Here is a 22,365-nt window from a genome sequence, read left to right as displayed (position 1 = left end):
ATGGCCAAGAAAAACGCCCCCGAAGCCTCGCCGGTCGCCCTTTTCGAGCAGTCGCTGGAAGAACTCGAGCAACTGGTCGAGAAGATGGAACACGGCGAGATGAGCCTGGAGGATTCGCTGGCCGCGTACGAGCGCGGCGTCGGCCTGTACCGGCAATGCCAGTCCGCGCTGGAACAGGCCGAGCTGCGCGTCCGCCTCCTCAGCGATCCGGAGCAACCGGATAACGCCGAAACCTTCGCGCCGCTGCCCGATGCCGACTGACGCCCTGTTCGCCCGCTGGGCGCAGCGGGTCGAAATCGCGCTCGAACGCGCATTGCCTTCCGCGGAAACCGCGCCGCAGCGCCTGCACGCGGCGATGCGCCACGCGTCGCTCGGCGGCGGCAAGCGCATGCGTCCGCTGCTGGTGTACGCCTCGGGCACGCTGTTCGACGCGGACGAAGCCCTGCTGGATCCGCCCGCCGCCGCGGTGGAACTGATCCACGCCTACTCGCTGGTCCACGACGACCTGCCGGCGATGGACGATGACGACCTGCGCCGTGGCCGCCCGACCGTGCACATCGCCTTCGACGAAGCGACCGCGATCCTTGCGGGCGACGCATTGCAGACGCGCGCATTCGAAATCCTCGCCGCCGCCGACGCGCCAGCGCAATTGCGCGTGGACTGGTTGCGCACCTTGGCCGATGCCAGCGGCGCGGGCGGCATGTGCGGTGGCCAGGCGCTGGACATCGATGCCACCGGCCGGCTGCAGACGCTGGACGAACTGCAACGCATGCACGCGCTGAAGACCGGTGCGCTGATCCGCGCCGCGGTGCGCCTGGGCGCGCTGGGCGGCGGCGCTTCGGAAAACGAACTGGCCTCCCTCGATATGTTCGCTACCGCACTGGGTCTGGCCTTCCAGGTACGCGACGACATCCTCGACGTCGAATCCAGTTCGGAGAAGCTCGGCAAGACCGCCGGCAAGGACGAAGCGCAGGCCAAGTCGACCTATCCCGCCCTGCTAGGCATGCCCGGGGCGAAGGCGAAGCTCGGCGAACTCGCCGAGGCCATGCGCGAAGCGCTGCACGGCTTCGGCGACAGGGCGGAGCCGCTGGCCGCGCTGGGCCGGTTGGCGGTCGAACGCGACCACTGAGCCGGCTCAGGCCACCAAGCCGGTCATCGCCGGAACATCGCGGCTTTCCGGGAACACCGAGGTTTCCAGCGCCGCTTCCGCCACATGCAAGTGTCCGGCCAGAACGCCCTTGAACAGGCCGCGCAGGTCGCTGGTCGCGCGCAGGTCGCGGCCCTCGTTGAGCTGGCTGGGCGCCAGTCCCGGCCAGTCGCCGGCGACGCGTCCACCACGCACCGACCCGCCGGCCAGCAACGCCAGCCCCCCGGTGCCGTGATCGGTTCCGCCGGTGCCGTTGGCCGCGGCCGTGCGACCGAACTCGCTGACCACGACGACTACGCTGCGATTCCACACGCCCTTCGCGGCTTCCTCGAATGCGCGCAGGCCCGCATCCAGCTCGCCGAGTTTCCGCTTCAACACCGCGGCCTGGTTGCTGTGGGTATCCCAGCCCGAATCCTCGACGAAGCCGATGCGCGGCCCGTCGCCGGCCGACATGAACTTCGCCGCGGCCCGCATCGCATTCGGCAGGCGCCCGCCGGCGCCAGCGGCCATCGTCGCATCGCCGGTCTGCAGCGCGCGCTGGAAGGCTTCGCCCAGTTCGCGGTCGGCCGCATACAGCGGCTGCAGGCGTTGCAACAGGATCGGATTGACTTCGTCGGGCAGCGGCGGCGACCAGGTGGTCGCCGCGCCGGTGCCGCGCATGATCAGCGGCATCACCGCACTGATCGCCAGCGCTTCCTCGCCGCGCAACGCGGCCACGCAGCGGTTCAGCCAGCCGGAGGACGCGCCGCTGGCGCTGGCGGTACCGTTCTCCAGGCAGTCCTGCGCCTCGAAATGCGAACGCTGGCGGTAGGGCGGCGCGATCGCCACCACCGGCAGCAGTTGCCGTTGCGCGTACAACTCGCGAGCGAAACCCAGCGAGGGATGCAGGGCGAAACCTTCGGCGAGCGGCGTCGCGTCTTCCGGTGCCAATGCGCCGCGCAGGCGTCGGTAATTCGCGTCACCGTTTGGTGCCAACACGTGCAAGCCATCGACGCCGCCCCGCAGCAACACCACCAGCAACCGCGCATCGCCCTGCGTCGCCCGGGCACCGCCCGGCCACAGGGTCAAGGCCGTTAACGCGCCCGCGGCGCCGAGAAAACCGCGACGACTCAGCTTCATCTCAGATCCTCCACTGGAAAGCGGGACTGGCGAACAGCAGGGCCAGGCCGTCGCGCGGCGATTCGGCGCAACGCAAGGCGGTCGCGGTTTCCTCGTCCAGCGTGCCGGCGAAGGCTTCGCGTGCGGTCGCCGATGGATCGATGCGTGCCTGCTGCGCGGCATCGGCCAGCAATTGCGCGGCCTGCACGCGTTTCCACAACGCATCCGCACCGCTCCATTCCGCGACCTCGTCCGCGAAACCGGCCGGGGAACGCGGCGTGAACGGCGGCTGGCCCATCCGGTTCAACAGATCGTACTGGCGTTGCGGCGTGCCGATCGAGGCAGAGCCGGCGGCCCGCAGCGCCGAAAGCAGGAAGTCGTCCGGCGTCTTGAACTTGCGCGCCCCCGGCGACCACGCTTCTTCGCTTTCGACCAATGCACGGTACACCTCCGGCAGATTCCCTTCGCTCGAACGCCATGCCGAGGCCATGCGCTCGACCAACGCCTGCGGCGGCCGGTCGGCGACGAAGTGCCGGGCCAGCTTCAGGCAGACGTGCCGCGCGGTGGCCGGATGCACAGCCAGATCGGCGAGGATCGCGCGGCCTTGCGCTTCTCCCGCTTCGGCATAGCGCCGGTCCAGCACGCGCCGTGCGCCGCCTTCATGTGCGGCGGGACGGAACAGGAATGCCGAGTCGGGCGTTCCGCGTTGCCAATCGCGCGGCAGCGGCACGCCCCAGCCGGTGATGGCGCGCGCCAGTTCGAGCACGTCGTCCTGGGCGTATCCGCCATCGACGCCGAGGGTGTGCAGTTCGAGGATCTCGCGCGCCAGGTTCTCGTTCAACCCGGGCTCGCGCCGTTGCGCGCCGCCGCGCCGCCGCGCGCGCATCGCCAGCGGCGAATCCACGCCGACCGAACGCACATTGTCGAGGTAGCGCAACATGCCCGGATGCGTTTCCACCGCGAGCAGCAGGTCGGAGAAACGTCCGAACAGATGCGGCCGGATCACTTCGCGTTCCATCGGCGCGGCGTACAGCGCCGCCGGACGCTTGTCGACGGAGATGGCGAAGTGGTTCGACCAGAATCGCACCAGGCGCTCCACGAAACCCGCCTCGCTGGCCACCGCGACCTGGGCGCGCCGGCCCAGTTCCTGCATCAGCGCGCGCCGGTACAGCGGGCCCGGCTTGAGCGCCGGATCGCCGGCCCGCTTGCGTTCGCGTCGCTGCAGGTAGAACTCGTTCTCGCGACGCAGGTAGTCCAGGCTGGCAGGCAGGTCCGCGAAGCGCGACGCACCGGCATCGCCGCGCAATTGCGCTTTCAACCAGGCGCGCGGATCGTCGATGCCGGCCAATTCGCCGGGACGGGCGCCGATGCCGAAACGGTTGGCTGCGCTGGCGGCTTCGCGTGCGGACATTGCCTTGCTCCTTTGCTGCTGCCGGGGATGGCAACGCATCGGCGCGGGCTCGGTTGACGTGGCGATGTGGAAAAAAGAAACCCGGCTTGCGCCGGGTTTCTTCGCATCGCTGAATGCGCGCGGTTACTTGATCAGGCGCAGCGCGAACGGATAGCGGTAAGCTTCGCCAGCATTGGCCTTGACGCCGGCCAAGATGCAGAAGATCAGGTTCACGATCCACACGATGGGCATCAACAGTCCGCCGATCACGATGACCGACAACACGATGCAGGCGACATAGGCGATGGCGATGGTGATCTGGAAATTGAGCGCTTCCTTCGACTGATCGTTCAACCACGACTTGTCCGTCTTGTCCTTGTTGATCAGCCAGATGATCAGGGGGACGATGAAGCCGGCGATGATGCCGGACAGGTGGGTGAGCAGCGCGATGGTGCGGTCTTCCTGCGGCGCCTCGCTGGACGGCGGCGGCGGCGGTGCGGTCACGTTGTCGAATTCGCTCATCGATATTTCCTTATGCTTGGGTGGATGGAACAACCGGTCCGGGAACGGCGCGTGCCGTCCTGCCGCCGATCATAACGTCATTCGGTTCCGGCGACGGTCATCCCGCCGATCAGGATCGAACCCACGCCGATGTGCGAACGCCGGTCGACGTCGCTGCCGACGGCTTCGATGCGCGCGAAGACATCCTTCAAGTTGCCGGCGACGGTGATCTCGTCCACCGGATGGGCGATGGCGCCATCCTCGATCCAGAAACCGGCCGCGCCGCGGGAGTAATCGCCCGTGACCGGGTTCACGCCCTGCCCCATCAGCTCGGTGACCAGCAGACCGCGGCCCATGCCGCGCAGCAGTTCGTCGAAACCGCCGGCGTTGGCCTTTACCGCCAGGTTGTGCACGCCGCCCGCGTTCGCCGTCGTCTGCAGGCCCAGCTTGCGCGCGGAGTAGCTGCCCAGCACGTAGCGTTGCAGCACGCCACCTTCGACCAGCGCCGATTCGCGCGTGGCCACGCCTTCGGCGTCGAACGCGGCCGAACGCAGGCCATGGCTCAGGTGTGGTCGCTCGTCGATCGCGAACCATTCCGGGAACACCTGCCTGCCGGCGTGGTCGAGCAGGAAGCTGGCCTTGCGGTACAACGCGCCGCCGGAGACCGCACCGAGCAGGTGGCCGATCAGCGAACGGGCCATTTCCGCGGAGAACAGCACCGGGTATTCGCCGGTGGCGACGGAACGCGGCTGCAGGCGCGCCACCGTGCGTTCGGCGGCGCGACGGCCGATGGCGGCCGGGTCTTCGAGGTCCGCTTCGGCCAGGCCGATGCTGTACCAGCCATCGCGCTGCATCGCGTCGCCCTGCCCCGCGATCAATGCGCAGCCAATGGAATGCTGGCTGCTGCGCTCGCGGCCGACGAAGCCGTGGGAGTTGGCGTACACCGCGAGGCTCTCGCCGCTGCCGACCGAAGCGCCGTCGGAATTGGCGATGCGCGCGTCGCTGTCGCGGCCCGAGCGTTCGCAGGCCAGGGCCAGGTCGATGGCGCGATCGGCGTCCAGCGCCCACGGGTGCCACTGGTCGAATTCGGGAAACGCGCCGCCTGCCGGTGCGCGCGCCATCAGGGCCGCGTCGGCCAGGCCGGCCGCGTCGTCGTCCTCGGTGTAGCGGGCGATGGCGCAGGCCTGCTCGACCGTGGCCTCGAGGCTTTCCTCGCGCAGGTCGGCGGTGCTGGCGCTGCCCTTGCGCTGGCCGAAGTACACGGTGACGGCGATGCCGCGGTCGCGGGTGGATTCCACGGTCTCCACTTCGCCCATGCGCACGTTGACGTTCAGGCCGCGCTCTTCGCTGCAGCTGACCTCGGCCTGCGAGGCGCCGCGGCGTTGCGCCGCGGCCAGCAGGCGCTGGCTCAGTTCGGCCAGCCGGTCGAGCCGCTGCAGGCTGTCGTCGGAACCGACGGAATGGGGGGTAACGATTGCGTTCAATGCCTTATCCTATTGCCATGCGAGGACGCGACCCGGAAACCGGCGAATTCTATAGCCCCAGCCGCACCCAGCAGCGCGTCGAAGCGCTGGAGGTGCGCAGCCTGGCCGAGAAGCTGGTGGCCCTGCCGCCGGCGCAACTGCTGCGCCTGCCGATTCCCGAATCGCTGTTGCCGCACATCCACGAAACCCAGCGCATCACCTCGCACATCGCGCACAAGCGCCAGTTGCAATACCTGGCCAAGCAGATGCGTCGCGAGGACGACGAGGTGTTGCAGGCCATCCACGATGCGCTGGACGAAGGCGGCGAAATGGCCCGCCGCGAAGCCGCGCAACTGCACCAGGCCGAACGCTGGCGCGAACGCCTGCTGGACGACGGGGACGCCGCGCTGGCCGAGTTGCTGGACGAATTCCCTACGGCCGACCGGCAGAAGCTGCGCCAGCTGGTGCGCAATGCGCACGACGAACGGGCGAAGAACAAACCGCCGCGCGCGTTCCGGGAGTTGTTCCGGGAAGTGAGGGCCTTGCTGTTGTCGAGCGAAGACGAAACGCCCGACGGGTCGGAAGAGAGCGACGACGAAACCTGATCTCGTCATCCCGGCGGCTTTCAACAGCCAAATGGCTGGTAAAGCCGGGACCCAGCTCTTGGTTTTCACTTCCGCAAAAGCAACAGCAGAAGCTGGGTCCCGGCTTTCGCCGGGATGACGAGCGAAGGCGGAATTCTTCAAGCCTTCGTCCCGCCCACCGTCAAACCTTCGATCAGCAGCGACGGCTGCCCGACGCCGACCGGCACGCTCTGTCCGTCCTTGCCGCACACGCCGACCCCGGCATCCAAGGCCAAGTCGTGGCCGACCATCTTCACCTTCTGCATCGTTTCCGGGCCGTTGCCGATCAGCGTGGCGCCCTTGACCGGCGCGGTGATCTTGCCGTCTTCGATCAGGTAAGCCTCGGTCGCCGAGAACACGTACTTGCCTGACGTGATGTCGACCTGCCCGCCGCCGAAATTCACGGCGTACAGGCCCTTCTTCACCGAACGGATCATTTCCTCGGGATCGTGGGTACCCGCCAGCATGTAGGTGTTGGTCATGCGCGGCATCGGCAGGTGGGCGAACGATTCGCGGCGACCGTTGCCGGTCGGCGCCATGCCCATCAGGCGCGCATTGAGCGTGTCCTGCATGTAACCGACCAGCACGCCGTCCTCGATCAGCGTCGTGCAATTCGTCGGCGTACCTTCGTCGTCGATGTTCAACGAACCGCGCCGCCCTGGCAGGGTGCCGTCGTCGACGATGGTCACGCCGGGCGCCGCGACGCGCTGGCCGATCCGGCCCGCATAGGTCGAAGTGCCCTTGCGGTTGAAGTCGCCTTCCAGCCCATGGCCGACCGCTTCGTGCAGCAGCACGCCGGGCCAGCCCGAGCCGAGCACCACCGGCATCACCCCGGCGGGCGCATCGACCGCGTCGAGATTGACCAGCGCCTGACGCAAGGCTTCGCGCGCCAGTTCCTCCGGCTTGCCGTTGGCGAAAAGCTCGGCGTACGAATAGCGCCCGCCCATGCCGGCATAGCCGGATTCGCGGCGGCCGTTCTGTTCGACGATCACCTGCACGTTGAGCCGCACCAGCGGGCGCACGTCGGCGGCGAGCACGCCGTCGCTGCGCGCGACCAGCACGGTGTCGAGGCCGCCGGACAGGCTGACCGTCACCTGCTGCACGCGCGGATCGGCGGCACGCACATAGCGGTCGACCGCGCGCAGCGCCTCGACCTTGGCGTCGTTGTCCATCGCATCGATCGGATCGGTGCCCGCATACAACTGGCGGCCGTTGCCGCGCACCAGCGCGCGCGGCGCATGCGAGGCGCCGTCGCGGGCGATGGCGCGCGCCGAACCGGCGGCGGCCAGCAGCGCCGGCGCATTGATGTCGTCGGAATAGGCGAAGCCGGTCTTCTCGCCGGAAATCGCGCGGACGCCGACGCCCTGTTCGATGGAATGCGCGCCGTCCTTGACGATGCCATCCTCGACCGTCCAGCTCTCGCGCCGTGCGTGCTGGAAATACAGGTCGCCGAAGTCGATGCCGGGGCCGAGCAGCGCACCGAAGGCGCGATCGAGGCCGGTTTGGTCCAGCCCGGCGGGCAGCAGGAGGCGGGTTTCGGCGAGGGTCAGCGAGGTGGTGGTCATGGGCTCATGTTTGGGGTCAAAGTCGATAAAGGCAACCGTTTTTCCTTCTCCCTCCGTGATCGAAGCCGCCTCAAGCGGCTGAGGGTGGCGCGTAGCGACGGATGAGGGAAGGAGACTCGCTCGTCATGCAGCCGGCCTGGCGCTTGCAGCTGCTGCCCTCATCCGCCCTCGTATCAAGTACGGGGCAGGCTCTGCGGGCACCTTCTCCCGGAGGGAGAAGGAAAAAAGCTAGGGCGCACCGTCGCCCGACCGCGCGTTGTCCGCCCGCGACTGCTCGCGGGTGATGACTTCCACCTTGGGCTCCTTCCACGGCCCGGTCACCCGGTAGGTCTTGGCGCCGACGCCGCCCAGCGGCTTGCCCAGCACCGCGTTCGCAGCCGCGCCGACGGCGGCGCCGATCGGGCCGCCGGCGACCGCGCCGACCACGGTCAGCAGGTTGCCGGACTTCGGCCGCACATCGATGGTCTGGTCGAACTGCTGCGCACGCAGGTCGGTGTTGCCGCGGATCTTGATTTCGGCGGCCGGGCCGTCGATCAGCATGTCGTCGGTATGGGCGACGCCGCTACCGATGGCGACGTTGCCTTCGATGCGGTTGAAGCCGAAGCCCTTGTTGAAGAAATCGCGGAAATCGAACATCAGGCGTCGCGGCAACTGGGCGATGCTGAGCAGGCCGAGCACGCGACCCGCGCCGGGATCCACTTCCAGCAACTGGCCATTGTGGATCGAAGCCTTCATCCCGCCCTGCACATTGGCCAACGCGAACCCAGCCGGGCTGCCGGCCCATGCGGCATCCAGTTTCACCTGTCCGTCGCCGCCCCGGATGCGCCCCTTCATGCCGAGGTCGTCGAGCAAGCCCCCGAAATCCTGGCTGTCGACGCTGGCGTTGAGCCGGGTGCGTGCCGCAACACCGCGACCGAGCCAGTCGCCGACGATGTCGATCTTCTGTTTCGGCGCGCGCAATTGCAGTTGATCGATGCGCAGCCCGCCGGCGACCGGTTGGGTGCGCAGCTTCGCCGCGCCGAGCTTCGCATCGGCGAAACGCAGGTCGTCCACGTCCAGGGTCAGCGGCGGAATCGATGCGGGATCGAAATCGTCGGTCGGCGAGGCCGCAGGCGCGGCGCCCGGCGCGGCCGTGCCGGCCGGCCTTGCGATCGCACGCCAATGGAAGCGCGACAGCCTGCCGGCGATGGCCGCGCCCTTCGCCTTCGGCACCATCACCGCACCGGCCAGCGCATTGCCCTCGAGCGTCACCGCCACCGCGCCGCCGGCAGGCGCCAGCTGCATCCGCGTGGCCGGGAAATCGCTGCCCAGCAGGCGCAGGTGGTCGGCCGTGACGTCGATGCGGCGCAACGGCAATTTGTCTTCGCCGCCATCGTCGCGTGAGGTCAGCGCGATCCAGTCGATGGCATCGAGCGTCGCGGTACGCCCGCCGACGACCAGTCCCGAGGCAGGCGGCGCGCCATCGACGCTGTCGCTACCCAGCGCCACGCGCACGCCGGTCTGGTTGCCGCTGCTGCGCGCGCGCAGCGCGACCAGCTTGCCGAATGCGACATCGACCATGCCGCTGCCCAACGGCAACGGCGCGTTGATCGTCGTGGCCAGCGCCTGTGCCGCCGGCTTGTCCAGCGGCGCAGGCAGCTTCAGGGCGGTACCGACAAGGTCGGAACGCAGGCGCAACCGGGTCGGCGCCGCGTTCGCGCCGCTGCCTTTCGGGATCGCCACGCCGACCGCCCATTGCGAACGGCCTTCGACATACGGCTTGAGCCACGCCAGCTCCGGTGCGCGGTCGAGCAAGGCGCCTGCGGCCATGTTCGCAGCCATTTCCGCTTCGAACACCTGGTTCGGATCGCGAACCCCGCCGCCGGCGCGCAGCGACAGCGTGCCCGGCAATCCGTCGTGCACCACCGCGAGCTTCTCCGCGGTGAAGCCGTGGTCGTCGTAGTCCGCGGTGCCGCGCACGTCGTCGAAGGCGAGATTGAAACGCTTGTCGGTCAGCTTCACGCCCTGCAATTCGACCTTGCCGTGCATGCGCTTCGCCGCCGCGTTCTCGCGACGCAGCGGCTGCAGCAGGTCGAAGCTGGCACGCGCCGGTCCGCTGGCGCCGAGGTTGGCCAGGGTTTCGCCGTGTTCCTTCTGCAAGGGGCTTTGCCGCAGCATCGCCAGCAGCTTGTCGGCGCCCGAGGCGCCGTCGGCCTTCACCACCAGGTTGGATTCGGCGAAATCGGCGATGCCGGCTTCGAACTTGCCGATCTCGACGCCGGCCAGCGCGCCGCGGCCCTGCAACGAAAAACCGTTGGCGATGAAGGCGACGTCGGCATCGAGGCGATCCACCGCCGGCCATTCGGGGCTGAACTTGATCAAGCCGCCGACGATGTGCCCGGTCGCTTCGAAGCGGCCGTTCTCGTGCTTGAACGGCCAGTCGTCGAGGTCGCCCGAGGCGATGGCATGGCCATCGAGCACCGTGCCGCCCTGCAACGCCGAGTCGAGCCAGCCAACTGCCGCCTTCGACATCTGGTAGCGCACCCAGAACTTCTTCGCCACCGGCACCGGGGCGGGACCGAGGTCGGCGGCCAGGTCGATCCACGGTCGCGTGCCGTCGTTCTGGAACCACAGCCCGCCGCGCACGTTGGCCGTGTAGTCGCCGCCATCGACACGCAAAGCGGGCGTGCCGACGCGCCAGCCCGCGCCTTCGCGCCAGCCAGCAATACGGCCGTCCAGTTTCAGGTCGTGGACCACGCCGAAGCCACTGGGCCAGTCGAAACGCGCGCGCGCATGTCGATCCAGGGTCAGGGCGAAACCTTCGGCGTCGCCGGTGAAATCGCCGGCCAGCCCGTCCAGGCCGGGAGCGTGGCCGGCCGCGGCGAAACGCACGCCGTCGAGATGGCCTTGCGCGCGCATTCGGCCGCCGCGCCGGCCGAACAGCGCCAGCTTGGAAACGCGCAAGTCGGGCCGCGCGCGCGCCAGCCAATGGCGCAGGCCGGGATCCAGCCGGTCGCTCAGCGCCAGCACCGACAACAATGGCGCGGCTTCCAGCTGCCGGGCCTGTACCGCGTATTCGTTGCCGCCAGCGAGCAGCAGGCCGTCGAGCTTCTGCGGCTGCGCACGCGTGCCCACGCGCAACGTCGGTGCATCCAGCCGCCAGCCACCGGCACGCAGGCGCCAGCGCAGCAGGCCTTCGACCTGTTCGAACCGAACCTGCGGCCGCGCGGCACCCGCGGAGGGCGCTTCGCCGCTCAACGCGACCTGGCGCAATTGCAGGCGGTTGGTCGCCATGATCACGCGATGGCGGTGCAGGTCTACCCAGGCTTCGACGCGCCCCTGCCCGGCATCGATGCGCGTCCCCGCGTAGCGCAGCAGCGGCGACCAGTCGGCGAGGTTGGCCGGCTCGGCGCGCAGGTAGGCGCGGCCGTCGCCGCGCTTGCGGTCGAAATCGACGGCGACGTTTATGGGCTCGCCGCCATCGCGCGCGCGGATGCGGGTGCCCGCACGCACGTGGTCGCCATCCACGCGAAGGCGCAGGTCGATGTGCGGCAATTGCACTTTCCAGCCCAGCGAAGGCGCGACGATCGCGAGCCGCCCGTCGATCACCTGCAACTCGCCCAGGCCTTCCAGGCTCCCCAGCGGATCACCCCCGGTCTGCTGGCCCGGCAAGCCGCGCACCGACCACGTGCCATCATCGGCGCGCTGCAGGGTCAGCGACAGGCCGCGCAGGCGCAGTTCGGTGAAGGAATGGCCGGGCAGCAAGCCCGCGTACATCGATACCAGCACTTCGGCCTGTCCGATGCGCACACCCTCGCCTTCGCCGATGCGCAGTCCGTCGAGGCGCAGCAGCGGCCCACGCCGTGTCCATGAAGTCTCGACATGATCGAACGCCACGGGCCGCCCCGCGCGCTCGCTCAACCACGCCGCGATCCGCTCGGGATGGCGCTCGGCCAGCGGCAACACCTGCGTGGCGACGCCCAGGGCCAACGCCATGCACACCAGCACGATGGCGACGGCGTAGCCGATACCACGACGGGCCATGCGAAGACGATGGTGCAAGGAGGTGGGCATCAGCGAGCCAGGAACGAGAAACGAGGAACGAAAGGAACGGAGTGGAACGCTTCGGCTGTTGTCGTTGCGGTTGCTTTCTGATGCGCCGTCCGCAGCGGCGGAGACGGCAGGTAAACCCCGTAGGAGCGGCGCACAGGGATGTGCGCCGTTTCCGGAGCAACAGGATGTTGCTTCCGGAAATTCCTGCCGGCTCCGCGGACCCTTCGCGCAGCGAAGGGCGCGAGGCAGGATGTGCCTTCTTTGGTTACTTTCTTTGCACAAGCAAAGAAAGTAACTCGCGCGGGAGCGCTAAATGCTTCTAAAGGCAACGTCCATGGATTCCCGCCTTCGCGGGGCTTCCAACCGACGCATGTCGGGTCATGACGAGCAAGAGCTAAAGCATCAGAGCAGGACCACATCGAACTGCTCCTGCAGGTACTGCTCATCGGCCTGGAAACGGATCGACTTGCCGAGGAACTCCTCCAGCTCCGCCACCGCCGGCGACTCCTCGTCGGTGATCCGCGCCACCACCTTCGGCGACGCGATCACCAGCAGGCGCCCCGCCTCGAACTGGCGCACCGCCCGCGTGATCTCGCGGAAGATCTCGTAAGTCACCGTCTCCGTGGTCTTCAGCGTGCCGCGCCCGCCGCACTCGTGGCAGGGCTCGCACAACTGCCGCTCCAGGCTTTCCACCGTGCGCTTGCGGGTCATCTCGACCAGTCCCAGCGGCGAGAAGTCGTACACCGTGGTCTTGGCATGGTCCTTCGCCAGCGACTTCTCCAGCGTGCGCAGCACCTGGCGCTTGTGTTCGGCATCGTTCATGTCGATGAAGTCGATGATGATGATGCCGCCGAGGTTGCGCAGGCGCAGTTGCCGGGCCACCGCCTGCGCGGCCTCCAGGTTGGTGCGATAGACCGTTTCCTCGAGGTTGCGTTGGCCGAGGAACGAACCGGTGTTGACGTCGACCGTGGTCATCGACTCGGTCTGGTCGATCACCAGGTAGCCGCCGGATTTCAGCGGCACTTCCTTGTCCAGCGCGCGGCCGATCTCGTCCTCGACCCCGTACAGGTCGAAGATCGGGCGGTCGCCGGTGTACAACTCGATCTTCTCGGCCAGCACCGGCATGTACTTGGCGACGAAGGCCTGCAACTGCGCGTAGGTTTCCTTCGAATCGACCTTGACCTTGTCCACGTCCTTGCGGATCAGGTCGCGCACAGAACGCAGCGGCAGGCTCAGGTCCTCGTAGATGCAGGTCTGCACCGGCGCCTCGCGGCCGCGCCGTTCGACCGCGTTCCACACCCGCGACAGGTAGGCGATGTCCTCGGCCAGCGCTTCGGCCGGCTGGCCTTCGGCGTTGGTGCGGACGATGTAGCCGTAACCGCCGTGCTGGGCGGAAAGCTCGGAAACCAGGGTTTTCAGGCGCGCGCGTTCGGCCTCGTCCTCGATCCGCGCCGACACGCCGATCTGCCGCGACTGCGGCAACAGCACCAGGTAGCGCGACGGAATGCTGACCTGGGTGGTCAGGCGCGCGCCCTTGCTGCCGATCGGGTCCTTGACCACCTGCACGACCACTTCCTGGCCGTCGCGCAGCAGGTCCATGATCGGCACGCTGCTCGGCGCCGGCGCCGGCACGTCGTCGCCGGCCGCCTCGGGATCGACCGCGGCCACGGCCGCGGCGCGGACGATGTCGTTGGCATGCAGGAACGCCGCGCGCTCCAGCCCCACGTCGACGAAGGCCGCCTGCATGCCGGGCATCACCCGCTGCACCTTGCCCTTGTACAGGTTGCCGACCACGCCACGGCGCCAGCCGCGTTCGATGTGCAGTTCCTGCAGCATGCCGCTCTCGACCACGGCCACGCGGGTTTCGCGCGGGGTGACGTTGACCAGGATTTCTTCAGACATGGCGAAAGGCTTCTGGACGCGGATCGACGCGGATGAACGCGGATGGAGCGATTTGTGGAAGTGACTTTTTCATTGTTTCTGCTCTATCCGCCTTTTCCGCGTTGATCCGTGTCCAAAGAAGGTTGCTGCCTCTTCACAACACCCCGAACTGGCGCAGCAACCCCGCCGTCTCGTGCAACGGCAGGCCCATCACCCCGGAAAAACTTCCGGACAGCCGGGTCACGTATTGTTCGGCGCGGCCCTGGATCGCATAGGCGCCGGCCTTGCCCATCGCCTCGCCGCTGGCGAGGTAGGCAGCGATGTCGGCATCGGACAGCTCGGCGAAGCTCACTTCGGAAACCGACACCGCCTGCGCTTCGCGCGCGGCGCTGACCACCGACACGGCCGAAATCACCCGATGGGTCCGTCCGGACAGCCGGCGCAGCATCGCCGCGGCATCGGCCTCGTCGGCGGGCTTGCCGAATACCTCGTCGTCCAGCACCACCTCGGTATCGGCGCCCAGGACGACCGCGCCGGGCACGGCGATCACCTTCAGCAGGCCGGCCCCCGCCTTCTCGCGGGCCACGCGGCGCACGTATTCCTCGGCCGACTCGTTCGGCTGGCGGTGCTCGGGGATGTCCAGATCGATGCGGCCGAAGTCCAGGCCGAGACGGGTCAGCAGCTCGGCGCGGCGCGGGGATTGGGAAGCGAGGTGCAACATCGGAGAAGGATAACCCGCGTCACCTGACTGAATGGCCGCAAACCCGGGCCGGGAACGCCGAACCCCGGCCCGGCTCACAGCGCGTTCATACGCCCGAACCGTCCCGTTCGCGTATCGTCGGCACCCGTGCCGCGCCCACCAAGGAGGAAACCATGCGCCATGTCCTATCCCGTTCCCTGCTCGCCCTGTCCCTCGCCCTCGGAGTCCCCGTGATGACCAGCTGCGCCCAGACCGCTCCCGGCTACGCCATTCCCGGAGACGGCACCCTGCTCAACGTGTCGGCCCAGGCCGAGGCCAAGCGCGTGCCCGACGTGGCGACCATCTCGGCCGGCGTGGTCACCCAGGCCGCCGACGGCAACGCGGCGATGCGCCAGAACGCCGAGCAGATGGACAAGGTGATGGCCGCGATTCGCGCCGCCGGGATCGCCGAGAAGGACATCCAGACCAGCGGCATCAACCTGTTCCCGCAATACAAGTACGCCGAGAACCAGGCCCCGCAGATCACCGGCTACCAGGCCAACAACACGGTCAACCTGAAGGTGCGCGACCTGACCCGGCTCGGCAAGGTGCTGGATGCACTGGCCGCGGTCGGCGCCAACCAGATCAACGGCCCCAGCTTCGAAATCGACCAGCCCGAGCCGGTCCGAGACGAGGCCCGCCTGGCCGCGCTGAAGAAGGCCCAGGCGCGCGCCGAAACCTACGCCAAGGCGCTGGGCCTGCGCGTGCGCCGCATCGTCAGCATCAACGAAGGCGGCAACGGCGGCTTCCCCCCGCCGATGCCGATGATGCGGGCGATGGCCGCCGACGCCGGCATGGCCAAGGAGACTTCGGTGTCGCCGGGCGAAACCACCCTCTCGGTCAGCCTGGACGTGGTGTTCGAACTGGGCAAGTAACCATTGGCGATTCGTCCGCGACGAAAACAGGGCTTCGGCCCTGTTTTCGTTTTCGGCTGCTGCACGCAGGGTTTGGGGCACCGTCGAATGCGCGCATCTCGTTCAGTCGCACATCACGAAATCACATTCCGTTCAAATTCGTCAATCACGAACCCGACCCCGCAAGAGCATTGCGACAGGGGAATTTGCACCGCGCGACCTGCCGCACATCGCCGGGTCGCTCACATCGCTGACTGCGCAGTCACCGGTCTTCCACACGGCGCGAACGGAGAATTTCCGAAGGGTTCACCGAATCCTTCCTCTTCTTCATTGACGCAAACCGGGAGACCATCGTGGCGACTTCTTCCTTCCATGGCCATCGCAAGCTTCGGCGGACGCGACTGCATCTTGCCACCACGCTCGCGATGCTGGCGTTGGCCGCGCCGCAGGCGATCCTCGCGCAACAGGCGCCCGAAACCCCTGCCACTCCGCAGCAAACCACCGAGCTGGACAAGATCACCGTGACCGGTTCGCGCATCCTGCGCACCGAGACCGAAACCGCCTCGCCGGTGCAGACCATCCAGCGCGAGGAAATCGACCGTACCGGCAAGAAGACCATCGGCGAATACCTGCAGACCCTGACCGTCGACGGTTCCGGTTCGGTGCCGAAGAGCTTCGGCGCCGGATTCGCCTCGGGCGCCTCGGGCGTTTCGCTGCGCGGCCTCGGCGCCGGCAACACGCTGGTGCTGGTCAACGGCCGCCGCATCGCACCGTACGGCATGGCCGACGACGGCCAGAAGGTGTTCACCGACCTGAGCATCATCCCGCTGGAAGCGGTGGAACGCGTGGAAGTCCTGAAGGACGGCGCTTCGGCGATCTACGGCTCCGACGCCATCGCCGGCGTGGTCAACATCATCCTGCGCAACGACTTCGAAGGCGCGGTGGCCACCGCGTCGTACGGCATGTCGGAAGAAGGCGACGGCAACGAGAGCAAGGCCTCTCTGACCTGGGGCGCGGGCAACCTGAGCGAGGACGGGGCGAACTTCTTCTTCACCGTCGAGGCGGGCAAGAGCGACGAGATCTTCGTCCGCGACCGCAAGGACCGCAAGTGGATCGGCACCGGCGACATCTCGCGCTGGGGTTACGACAACACTTCGTTCGGCGGACTGGTGGGCTACAACTTCGGCACATCGGCGCAGAATTCGCCGGTCGGCACGATCGAGTACGGCCCCGGCGACTGGCGATCCCTCGGCACGGCCGAGGACTGCGCCCAGTTCTCGAACGCGAACCAGACCGATTCCGGCGGCGGCTGCGTCTGGGACAGCGCGCAATTCACCAGCCTGCAACCCGAACAGAAGTACCTGAACTTCTATTCGCGCGGCACCTTCGCCCTGAACGACAACGCCGAGCTGTACACCGAACTCGCCTACGGCAAGAAGAACAGCGCCTTCACCAATACGCCCAGCGGCGTGTCGGGCGCATGGGGCTCGCCGTTGGCCGGTGCGGTGAACGCCAGCAGCGGTCCCGGCGCGGTCGTGCTCGGCGCGAACCATCCGGACAACCCGACCGGACAGGATGCGCGCCTGCGCTACGCGGCGTTCGACGTGGGCCCGCGCCATACCGAAACCGACAACAACTTCTTCCGCTTCCTGGTCGGGGTCAAGGGCGCCGCCGGCGAGTGGGATTACGACGTGGGCTATCTGCATTCGCAGACCCAACTGGACCAGAAGCGCACCGGCTTCCTGCGCTACGACCGCGTGCGCGAGGTGCTGACCGCCGGCGACACGAGCCCGGTCGGCTGGTGGCGGCTGGGCACCAATGCCGGCATGAACTCCCCCGAGCTGTACAACTACATCTCGCCGACGATCAGCGCCCGCGCGAACACCACGATGGACGTGGTCGACGCCAGCATCTCGCGCACCTTCGGCGAACTGCCCGGCGGCCCCGTGGGCCTGGCGCTGGGCGGCGAGTGGCGGCGACTGCGCGCGGAGCTGCAGCCGGTCAGCTTCACCGAAGAAGGCAACATCATCGGCCTGGGCTATTCGGCCTACAGCGGCGAGGAAACCGTCACTTCGGCCTACGCGGAGCTGACCGCACCGGTGTTGAAGTCGCTGGAGTTGTCCGGCGCGGTGCGCATGGACAGCTATCGCGAAGGCGAAACCTCGCTGACGCCGAAACTCGGCATCAAATGGAAGCCGGCCGACTGGATCGCCCTGCGCGGCACCTACGCCGAAGGCTTCCGTGCGCCGAACGCGGCCGAAACCGCGGGTTCCTCGGTCGGCTTCGCCAACGTCGCCGATCCGGTGCGCTGCGGCATCGAACCGACTCCGACCAACTGCCCCACCGGCGTTGCCTTCATCAACCGCCCGAACCCCGACCTCGACCCCGAGACGTCGAAGAGCTACTCGGTCGGCGTGGTGCTGCAGCCCACCGCGACGACCACGCTGACCCTCGACGCGTGGAAGATCAAGCGCGAGGACGAAATCACTACCCAGAGCTACGAGCAGGCGCTGGCCGCGGGCAACGTGATCCGCGCCGACGACGACGTGCCCGGCGTTCCGGACAGCGGCACGCCGCTGGCGGTGTACACCGATTACATCAATGCCAATTCGACCACGGTGGAAGGCATCGACCTGGATGCCCGCCAGGTCTTCGACATGGACAGCGCCGGCAAGCTGACCCTGGACCTGCAGTGGAGCCACATCGAACGCTACGCCATCGACATCGAGGGCGACGTCGTCGAAATCGAGGGCACCCACGACAACTGCAACGTGACCAACTGCATTGGCACGCCCAAGGACCGCATCAACTTCGGCGCCACCTGGGACATCGGCGACTGGAGCGTGAGCGGCGTGGCCAACTACCGCAGCAGCTTCGACAACACCGTGCCGTATTCCAGCGGCGAAGGTTGCGGCGCGACGTTCGCCAACGGGGAGGACGCACCCAGCGGCTGCAAGATCCCGTCGTTCACCACGGTGGACCTGTCGGCGAACTGGAAGGCGACCGAGTCGCTGGCGGTGTTCGGTTCGGTGCAGAACGTCGGCGACCGCATCGCCCCGCTCGATCCGGTCACCTACGGCGCGCTCAACTACAACCCGCTGGACTTCAGCGGCGCGATGGGTCGCTACTTCACCCTCGGGGTCAAGTACACCTTCAAGTAAGCAAGTTTTCGCCGCTTCTCTACTCTCTCCAAAGCGGCGAAGCCCGGCCCCGTCCACCGCGGGGCCGGGTTTTTGTTTGCCCGGCCTTAGACCAAGGATTAGTTGCGAACCGTTCTCATTGGGAGTAGACAGTAGGCGAGGCCGGGCCGGCCAACCCCGAAACCCGCGCTGGTGCGTTGTTCCCTCTGCATATCCTTGCTATGGAGGTGGATCATGGTTCGCACGCTGCCCTACGGTTCCGACAACCGTATCGATGTTTCACGCATCCTCGGTTATGCCACGGCCATCGCGCTGCATGCGCTGGCTCTGCTCTTGCTGTTGATCCCCATGACGGCGCCGCAAGTGCGGCAGGTAGCCAAGCCGCAGAATCCGACCTTTCGCTGGATAGAGAAAGAAAAGGAAAAGCCGAAGGATCCCATTACGGTTCCCGTGGACACGCGGAAGCAGACCGAGACGCCGAAGAAAATCGATACACCCAAACCGATAGACCCGGTCGACGACCAGCGGGCCATCACCGACAACGACGCGCGCCCCGTTGACATCGAGGCATCCGCGGACCCCGGTCCAGGCCCGATTTCCGGACCAACCGTGAGCGGGCCCATCACGGTGGCTACGCTCGGCTATGGCGAGGCCCCACCTCCGCCCTACCCGCGCAACGAACTGCGTGCAGGGGTCCAGGGCACGGTGATACTGAAGGTACTGGTGGATGTCGATGGCACGCCATTGGAGGTAGTGGTGCAGACCAGCAGCGGCAACCGCAATCTCGACCGGAGCGCCCTGCAATATGTGCTGAAACGGTGGCATTTCCAGCCGGCGATGAAGGATGGGCAAGCCGTGCAGGCCTACGGGCTGGTGCCGATCGTGTTTTCACTGCAATAACGCCGCATCCATGCCATGCGCGCCGTCCGCGAGGATGGCGCATATGGGCCGGAGGACCCCCCCTTCCGGGCGCGACGCTTTTCGCACGAATCCGGTCGTGCCCTGAAGGGCGCCCCTGCGAGACGAAACATCGTGGGGAGCGACGTAAGTCGCGATGCTTTTTTCCCGCAATGCGGAAAAGCGATTCGCGACTTACGTCGCTCCCACAACGTCTTCCATGGCTGGGCTCAGGCGCGATGGTAGGGATGATTCGCCAGCAGCGCGGCGGCGCGGTAGAGCTGCTCGGCGACGACCAGCCGCGCCAGCATGTGCGGCAGGGTCAACGGACCCAGCGACCAAGTCTCGTTCGCCGCCGCGAGCACCTCGGGCGCATGACCCTCGGGACCGCCGATCAGGAAGGCCAGGTCGCGGCCCTGTCCGCGCCAGTGCTCCAGCCGCTGCGCGAGTTGTTCCGACGTATGCGATTTGCCGGTGACTTCCAGCGCGACCACGTGCGCGCCCTTGGGGATCGCCGCCAGCACGCGCTTGCCTTCGTCTTCCATCGCGCGGCGAGGATCGCGACCCTTGCCGCGCAGGCCGGGCTCGACTTCGACCAGCTCGAACGGCAGCCAGTGCGACAAGCGTTTCTGGTACTCGGCGAAACCCTGCGCCACCCAGGCCGGTGCGCGTTCGCCGGTGGCGATCAGGCGTGCCTTCATCCGGGCATCCCTTGTGCCGGCAAAGGATTACAGCCGGCTTTCGTCCGCCGTTTCGGAAACCTCTTCCGGCGCCTGGTCGCCGACCGTCCACAGCCGCTCCAGCGCGTAGAACTCGCGCACGCGCGGCAGCATCACGTGGACGATCACGTCGCCGAGGTCGACCAGCACCCATTCGGCTTCGCGCTCGCCTTCAACGCCCAGCGGCATGACGTCGAGCTTCTTGGCGAACTTGACCACTTCGTCGGCGATCGACTTGACGTGGCGGGTCGAGGTGCCCGAGGCGATGACGAGGAAATCCGCGACGCTGGACTTGCCGCGCACGTCGATCTCGACGACGTCCTTGGCCTTCAGTTCTTCGACCGCGGCGTGCACGCTGGCAAGCAGGACCGGCGTGGCCGGCGGCGGGTTCGGGAGACGGGTCTTGATGACTTGCGCTTGGCTGGACAAAGGCGTGATCGGGTGGGGAAACGGGACGAATTATAGCGCCGGACGCCGGTACAAGCCGTTCATCGCAATGAACCGGGCCACGGCCGGGGGCACCAGCTCCCGCCACGGTTCGCCGGTAGCGATGCGGTGGCGGATATCGGTGGCCGATTCGGGGTGCAAGGGCTGGCGGAGCCGGTAGACCCGGCCGATCGGCGTGGCTTCCAATTCGGCCGGGGTCGCCGCCCAGCGTTCCCGCACGGCCTCAGCCAGCGCATCGGGCAGTTCCCCGTCGAGTGGGCTGCCCGGACGTTCGGCGACCACGAAGTGGGCCAGTGCGAACAGCGACCGCCATTCGCGCCAGGTCGGCAGGCCGATGAAACTGTCGGCGCCGACCAGCAGGGCGATGCGCGCCTGGTCGCCAAACTCCGCGCGCAGTTCGCGCAAGGTGTCGATGGTCCACGAACGGCTGTCGGGATCGCGCTCGGCGCGACGCAACTCGCGACGGTCGACGACCAGTCCGGTTTCGGCGGCGGCCGCGAGGTCGAGCATCTTCGCGCGCTGCGTTGCGGTCGCGCCCGGCGGTGCGCGGTGCGGCGGATCGGCCGCCGGCATCAGCCGCACTTCCACGCCCAGTTCATCGCGCGCCGATCGGGCGATGGCCAGGTGGCCGTTGTGGAACGGATCGAAGGTGCCGCCGTAGTAGAGGTGGAGCATTCGATAATCCGCGTAGCGATCAGGAGAACATAGCCGCGATCTCCCCTTTGAAAAAGGGGATTGAGGGGGATTTGCTTCTGGCGAGCCACACAAATCCCCGTCGCCCCGCGCGCGGGCGCCGCCCCCTTTTGCAAAGGGGACGAAAGGCTCAGGCTGCCAGCAACTTCACGCCTTTCGCGTCGGCGACCGCCAGCAGCAAGCGCTCGAGCATCACCCAGGGATCGCCATCGCCGCGCCCCTTGGCGGCGCGATCGATGCGCGAAGCTTCCGCGACGAAGCGATCCCAACGCGCCGGGTTGGCGTGGCGCTGCAGCGCGCGCTTGAACGGCGCCTGCTTGCTTTCCCAGATGCCCTGCGACTTCATCTCGGCGGCGAGGTTGGCGCCGCGCGCCTGCGCGCGCGCCAGCGCGGCCGTGCGCAGCAGTTCGCGCACCAGCATCGGCATCAGGCCGGCGACCTGGTCGCCTTCGGCGCGTAGTCCGGCCAGCATGCGCGCGGCCAAGGCGCCCTGCCCGGCCAGCATGGCGTCGGTCAGGCGGAAGATATCGAAACGCGCGGCATCGGCGACCAGCGCTTCCATCGCATCCACGCTCAGGGTTTCCCCCTGCGCCAACAGGGCGAGCTTGTCGATTTCCTGCGCCGCGGCCAGCAGGTTGCCTTCGACCCGTTCGGCCAGCGCCTGCACCGCATCGCGGTCGGCGCGCACGCCCTTCGAACGCAGGCGGGTTTCGATCCACCCGGACAGCTCGTGCGGCTTGACCGCCCAGGCGATGGCGACGACGCCGATGCGGGAAATGGCGTCGGTCCACTTGCCGTGGTGCGACTTGCTCCATTCGCCCGCGGTGATCAGCAGCACCACGTCGGCCGGCGGATTGGCGCAGAACGCGGCGATCACTTCCGCGCCTTCCTTGCCCGGCTTGCCCGAGGGCAGGCGCACTTCGACCAGGCGCCGCGCGCTGAACAGGCTGGGTGCATGGAAGCTGGCGTCGAGCTGGCCCCAATCGAAATCGCGGCCGTCGGCGTCGAACACTTCGCGTTCGGCCACGCCCTGTGCCCTTGCCTGCGCACGCACCGCATCGGCGGCCTCGAGCACGCGCAGCATTTCCGGGCCGGCGATCAGGTAGGCCGGCAGCAGTTCGCCGCTGGCGCATTGCGCGATCAGCCGTTCCGGCGTGAGTTCCACCTGAGGTCTGC

At 67.8% G+C, this 22,365-nt stretch carries 18 protein-coding genes; 6 read left to right on the top strand and 12 right to left on the bottom strand.

Annotated elements, in window-relative coordinates; genetic code table 11:
- Nucleotides 1-261 carry an exodeoxyribonuclease VII small subunit gene (locus J5837_RS10820; RefSeq protein ID WP_210536751.1) on the top strand — a complete coding sequence of 87 codons (261 nt, stop codon included), beginning with the start codon at nucleotides 1-3 and terminating at the stop codon, nucleotides 259-261.
- On the top strand, nucleotides 251-1,129 hold the full coding sequence (locus J5837_RS10815; protein WP_210536750.1) for a polyprenyl synthetase family protein: 879 nt from the start codon (nucleotides 251-253) through the stop codon (nucleotides 1,127-1,129). The genes J5837_RS10820 and J5837_RS10815 overlap by 11 nt, the downstream gene beginning before the upstream one ends.
- A gap of 6 nt (nucleotides 1,130-1,135) precedes the next feature.
- On the opposite strand, the gene J5837_RS10810 is transcribed toward J5837_RS10815, so the two are convergent.
- From J5837_RS10810 to pmbA, 4 genes are all read right to left on the bottom strand, one after another.
- Nucleotides 1,136-2,266: a DUF1501 domain-containing protein gene (locus tag J5837_RS10810; protein ID WP_210536749.1), complete on the bottom strand. Its 1,131-nt coding sequence runs from the start codon at nucleotides 2,264-2,266 to the stop codon at nucleotides 1,136-1,138.
- 1 nt (nucleotide 2,267) lies between these two features.
- Nucleotides 2,268-3,656: a DUF1800 domain-containing protein gene (locus tag J5837_RS10805; RefSeq protein WP_210536748.1), complete on the bottom strand. Its 1,389-nt coding sequence runs from the start codon at nucleotides 3,654-3,656 to the stop codon at nucleotides 2,268-2,270.
- Nucleotides 3,657-3,779: 123 nt separating this feature from the next.
- Nucleotides 3,780-4,157 (bottom strand): DUF4870 domain-containing protein, encoded by a 378-nt coding sequence (locus J5837_RS10800; protein WP_210536747.1) that lies wholly within the window; start codon nucleotides 4,155-4,157, stop codon nucleotides 3,780-3,782.
- A 77-nt stretch (nucleotides 4,158-4,234) separates the two neighbouring features.
- Entirely contained in the window at nucleotides 4,235-5,620 is a 1,386-nt protein-coding gene (pmbA, locus tag J5837_RS10795) for a metalloprotease PmbA (protein WP_210536746.1), read from the bottom strand.
- 17 nt (nucleotides 5,621-5,637) lie between these two features.
- Here pmbA and yjgA point away from each other — a divergent pair, with 17 nt between their 5' ends.
- On the top strand, nucleotides 5,638-6,204 hold the full coding sequence (gene yjgA, locus J5837_RS10790) for a ribosome biogenesis factor YjgA (protein WP_210536745.1): 567 nt from the start codon (nucleotides 5,638-5,640) through the stop codon (nucleotides 6,202-6,204).
- A gap of 137 nt (nucleotides 6,205-6,341) precedes the next feature.
- Here the strand turns inward: yjgA and tldD are convergent, their stop codons facing one another.
- The 4 genes from tldD to J5837_RS10770 all read right to left on the bottom strand — a co-directional run bounded on the left by tldD (nucleotide 6,342) and on the right by J5837_RS10770 (nucleotide 14,421).
- The gene (gene tldD / locus J5837_RS10785) at nucleotides 6,342-7,787 is read right to left on the bottom strand and encodes a metalloprotease TldD (protein ID WP_210536744.1); all 1,446 of its coding nucleotides are present in this window, start codon (nucleotides 7,785-7,787) and stop codon (nucleotides 6,342-6,344) included.
- Between the two features lie 228 nt (nucleotides 7,788-8,015).
- Nucleotides 8,016-11,840 (bottom strand): YhdP family protein, encoded by a 3,825-nt coding sequence (locus J5837_RS10780; RefSeq protein ID WP_210536743.1) that lies wholly within the window; start codon nucleotides 11,838-11,840, stop codon nucleotides 8,016-8,018.
- A gap of 381 nt (nucleotides 11,841-12,221) precedes the next feature.
- A complete protein-coding gene (rng, locus tag J5837_RS10775) occupies nucleotides 12,222-13,721 on the bottom strand; it encodes a ribonuclease G (protein WP_210536742.1) in 1,500 nt (499 codons plus the stop codon).
- Between the two features lie 133 nt (nucleotides 13,722-13,854).
- Entirely contained in the window at nucleotides 13,855-14,421 is a 567-nt protein-coding gene (locus J5837_RS10770) for a Maf family protein (RefSeq protein ID WP_210536741.1), read from the bottom strand.
- Nucleotides 14,422-14,573: 152 nt separating this feature from the next.
- Here J5837_RS10770 and J5837_RS10765 point away from each other — a divergent pair, with 152 nt between their 5' ends.
- The 3 genes from J5837_RS10765 (at nucleotide 14,574) to J5837_RS10755 (ending at nucleotide 19,333) form a co-directional block, all read left to right on the top strand.
- Entirely contained in the window at nucleotides 14,574-15,314 is a 741-nt protein-coding gene (locus J5837_RS10765; RefSeq protein WP_210536740.1) for an SIMPL domain-containing protein, read from the top strand.
- A gap of 332 nt (nucleotides 15,315-15,646) precedes the next feature.
- Nucleotides 15,647-18,454 (top strand): TonB-dependent receptor, encoded by a 2,808-nt coding sequence (locus tag J5837_RS10760; protein ID WP_210536739.1) that lies wholly within the window; start codon nucleotides 15,647-15,649, stop codon nucleotides 18,452-18,454.
- A 213-nt stretch (nucleotides 18,455-18,667) separates the two neighbouring features.
- Nucleotides 18,668-19,333, top strand: coding sequence for an energy transducer TonB (locus J5837_RS10755; RefSeq protein ID WP_210536738.1), 666 nt, complete (start codon nucleotides 18,668-18,670; stop codon nucleotides 19,331-19,333).
- A gap of 227 nt (nucleotides 19,334-19,560) precedes the next feature.
- Here the strand turns inward: J5837_RS10755 and rlmH are convergent, their stop codons facing one another.
- From rlmH to holA, 4 genes are all read right to left on the bottom strand, one after another.
- Nucleotides 19,561-20,031 (bottom strand): 23S rRNA (pseudouridine(1915)-N(3))-methyltransferase RlmH, encoded by a 471-nt coding sequence (rlmH, locus tag J5837_RS10750; protein WP_210536737.1) that lies wholly within the window; start codon nucleotides 20,029-20,031, stop codon nucleotides 19,561-19,563.
- Nucleotides 20,032-20,058: 27 nt separating this feature from the next.
- The gene (gene rsfS, locus J5837_RS10745; RefSeq protein ID WP_210536736.1) at nucleotides 20,059-20,478 is read right to left on the bottom strand and encodes a ribosome silencing factor; all 420 of its coding nucleotides are present in this window, start codon (nucleotides 20,476-20,478) and stop codon (nucleotides 20,059-20,061) included.
- A gap of 30 nt (nucleotides 20,479-20,508) precedes the next feature.
- Nucleotides 20,509-21,171, bottom strand: coding sequence for a nicotinate-nucleotide adenylyltransferase (nadD, locus tag J5837_RS10740; RefSeq protein ID WP_210536735.1), 663 nt, complete (start codon nucleotides 21,169-21,171; stop codon nucleotides 20,509-20,511).
- A gap of 148 nt (nucleotides 21,172-21,319) precedes the next feature.
- The gene (gene holA, locus J5837_RS10735; RefSeq protein WP_210536734.1) at nucleotides 21,320-22,354 is read right to left on the bottom strand and encodes a DNA polymerase III subunit delta; all 1,035 of its coding nucleotides are present in this window, start codon (nucleotides 22,352-22,354) and stop codon (nucleotides 21,320-21,322) included.
- Nucleotides 22,355-22,365: the final 11 nt, after the last annotated feature.

This window comes from Pseudoxanthomonas helianthi (assembly GCF_017939625.1).
GTDB lineage: Bacteria > Pseudomonadota > Gammaproteobacteria > Xanthomonadales > Xanthomonadaceae > Pseudoxanthomonas_A > Pseudoxanthomonas_A helianthi.
Note: the sequence above shows the minus strand (reverse complement) of the source record. Positions and strands in the feature narration are given on the sequence as shown.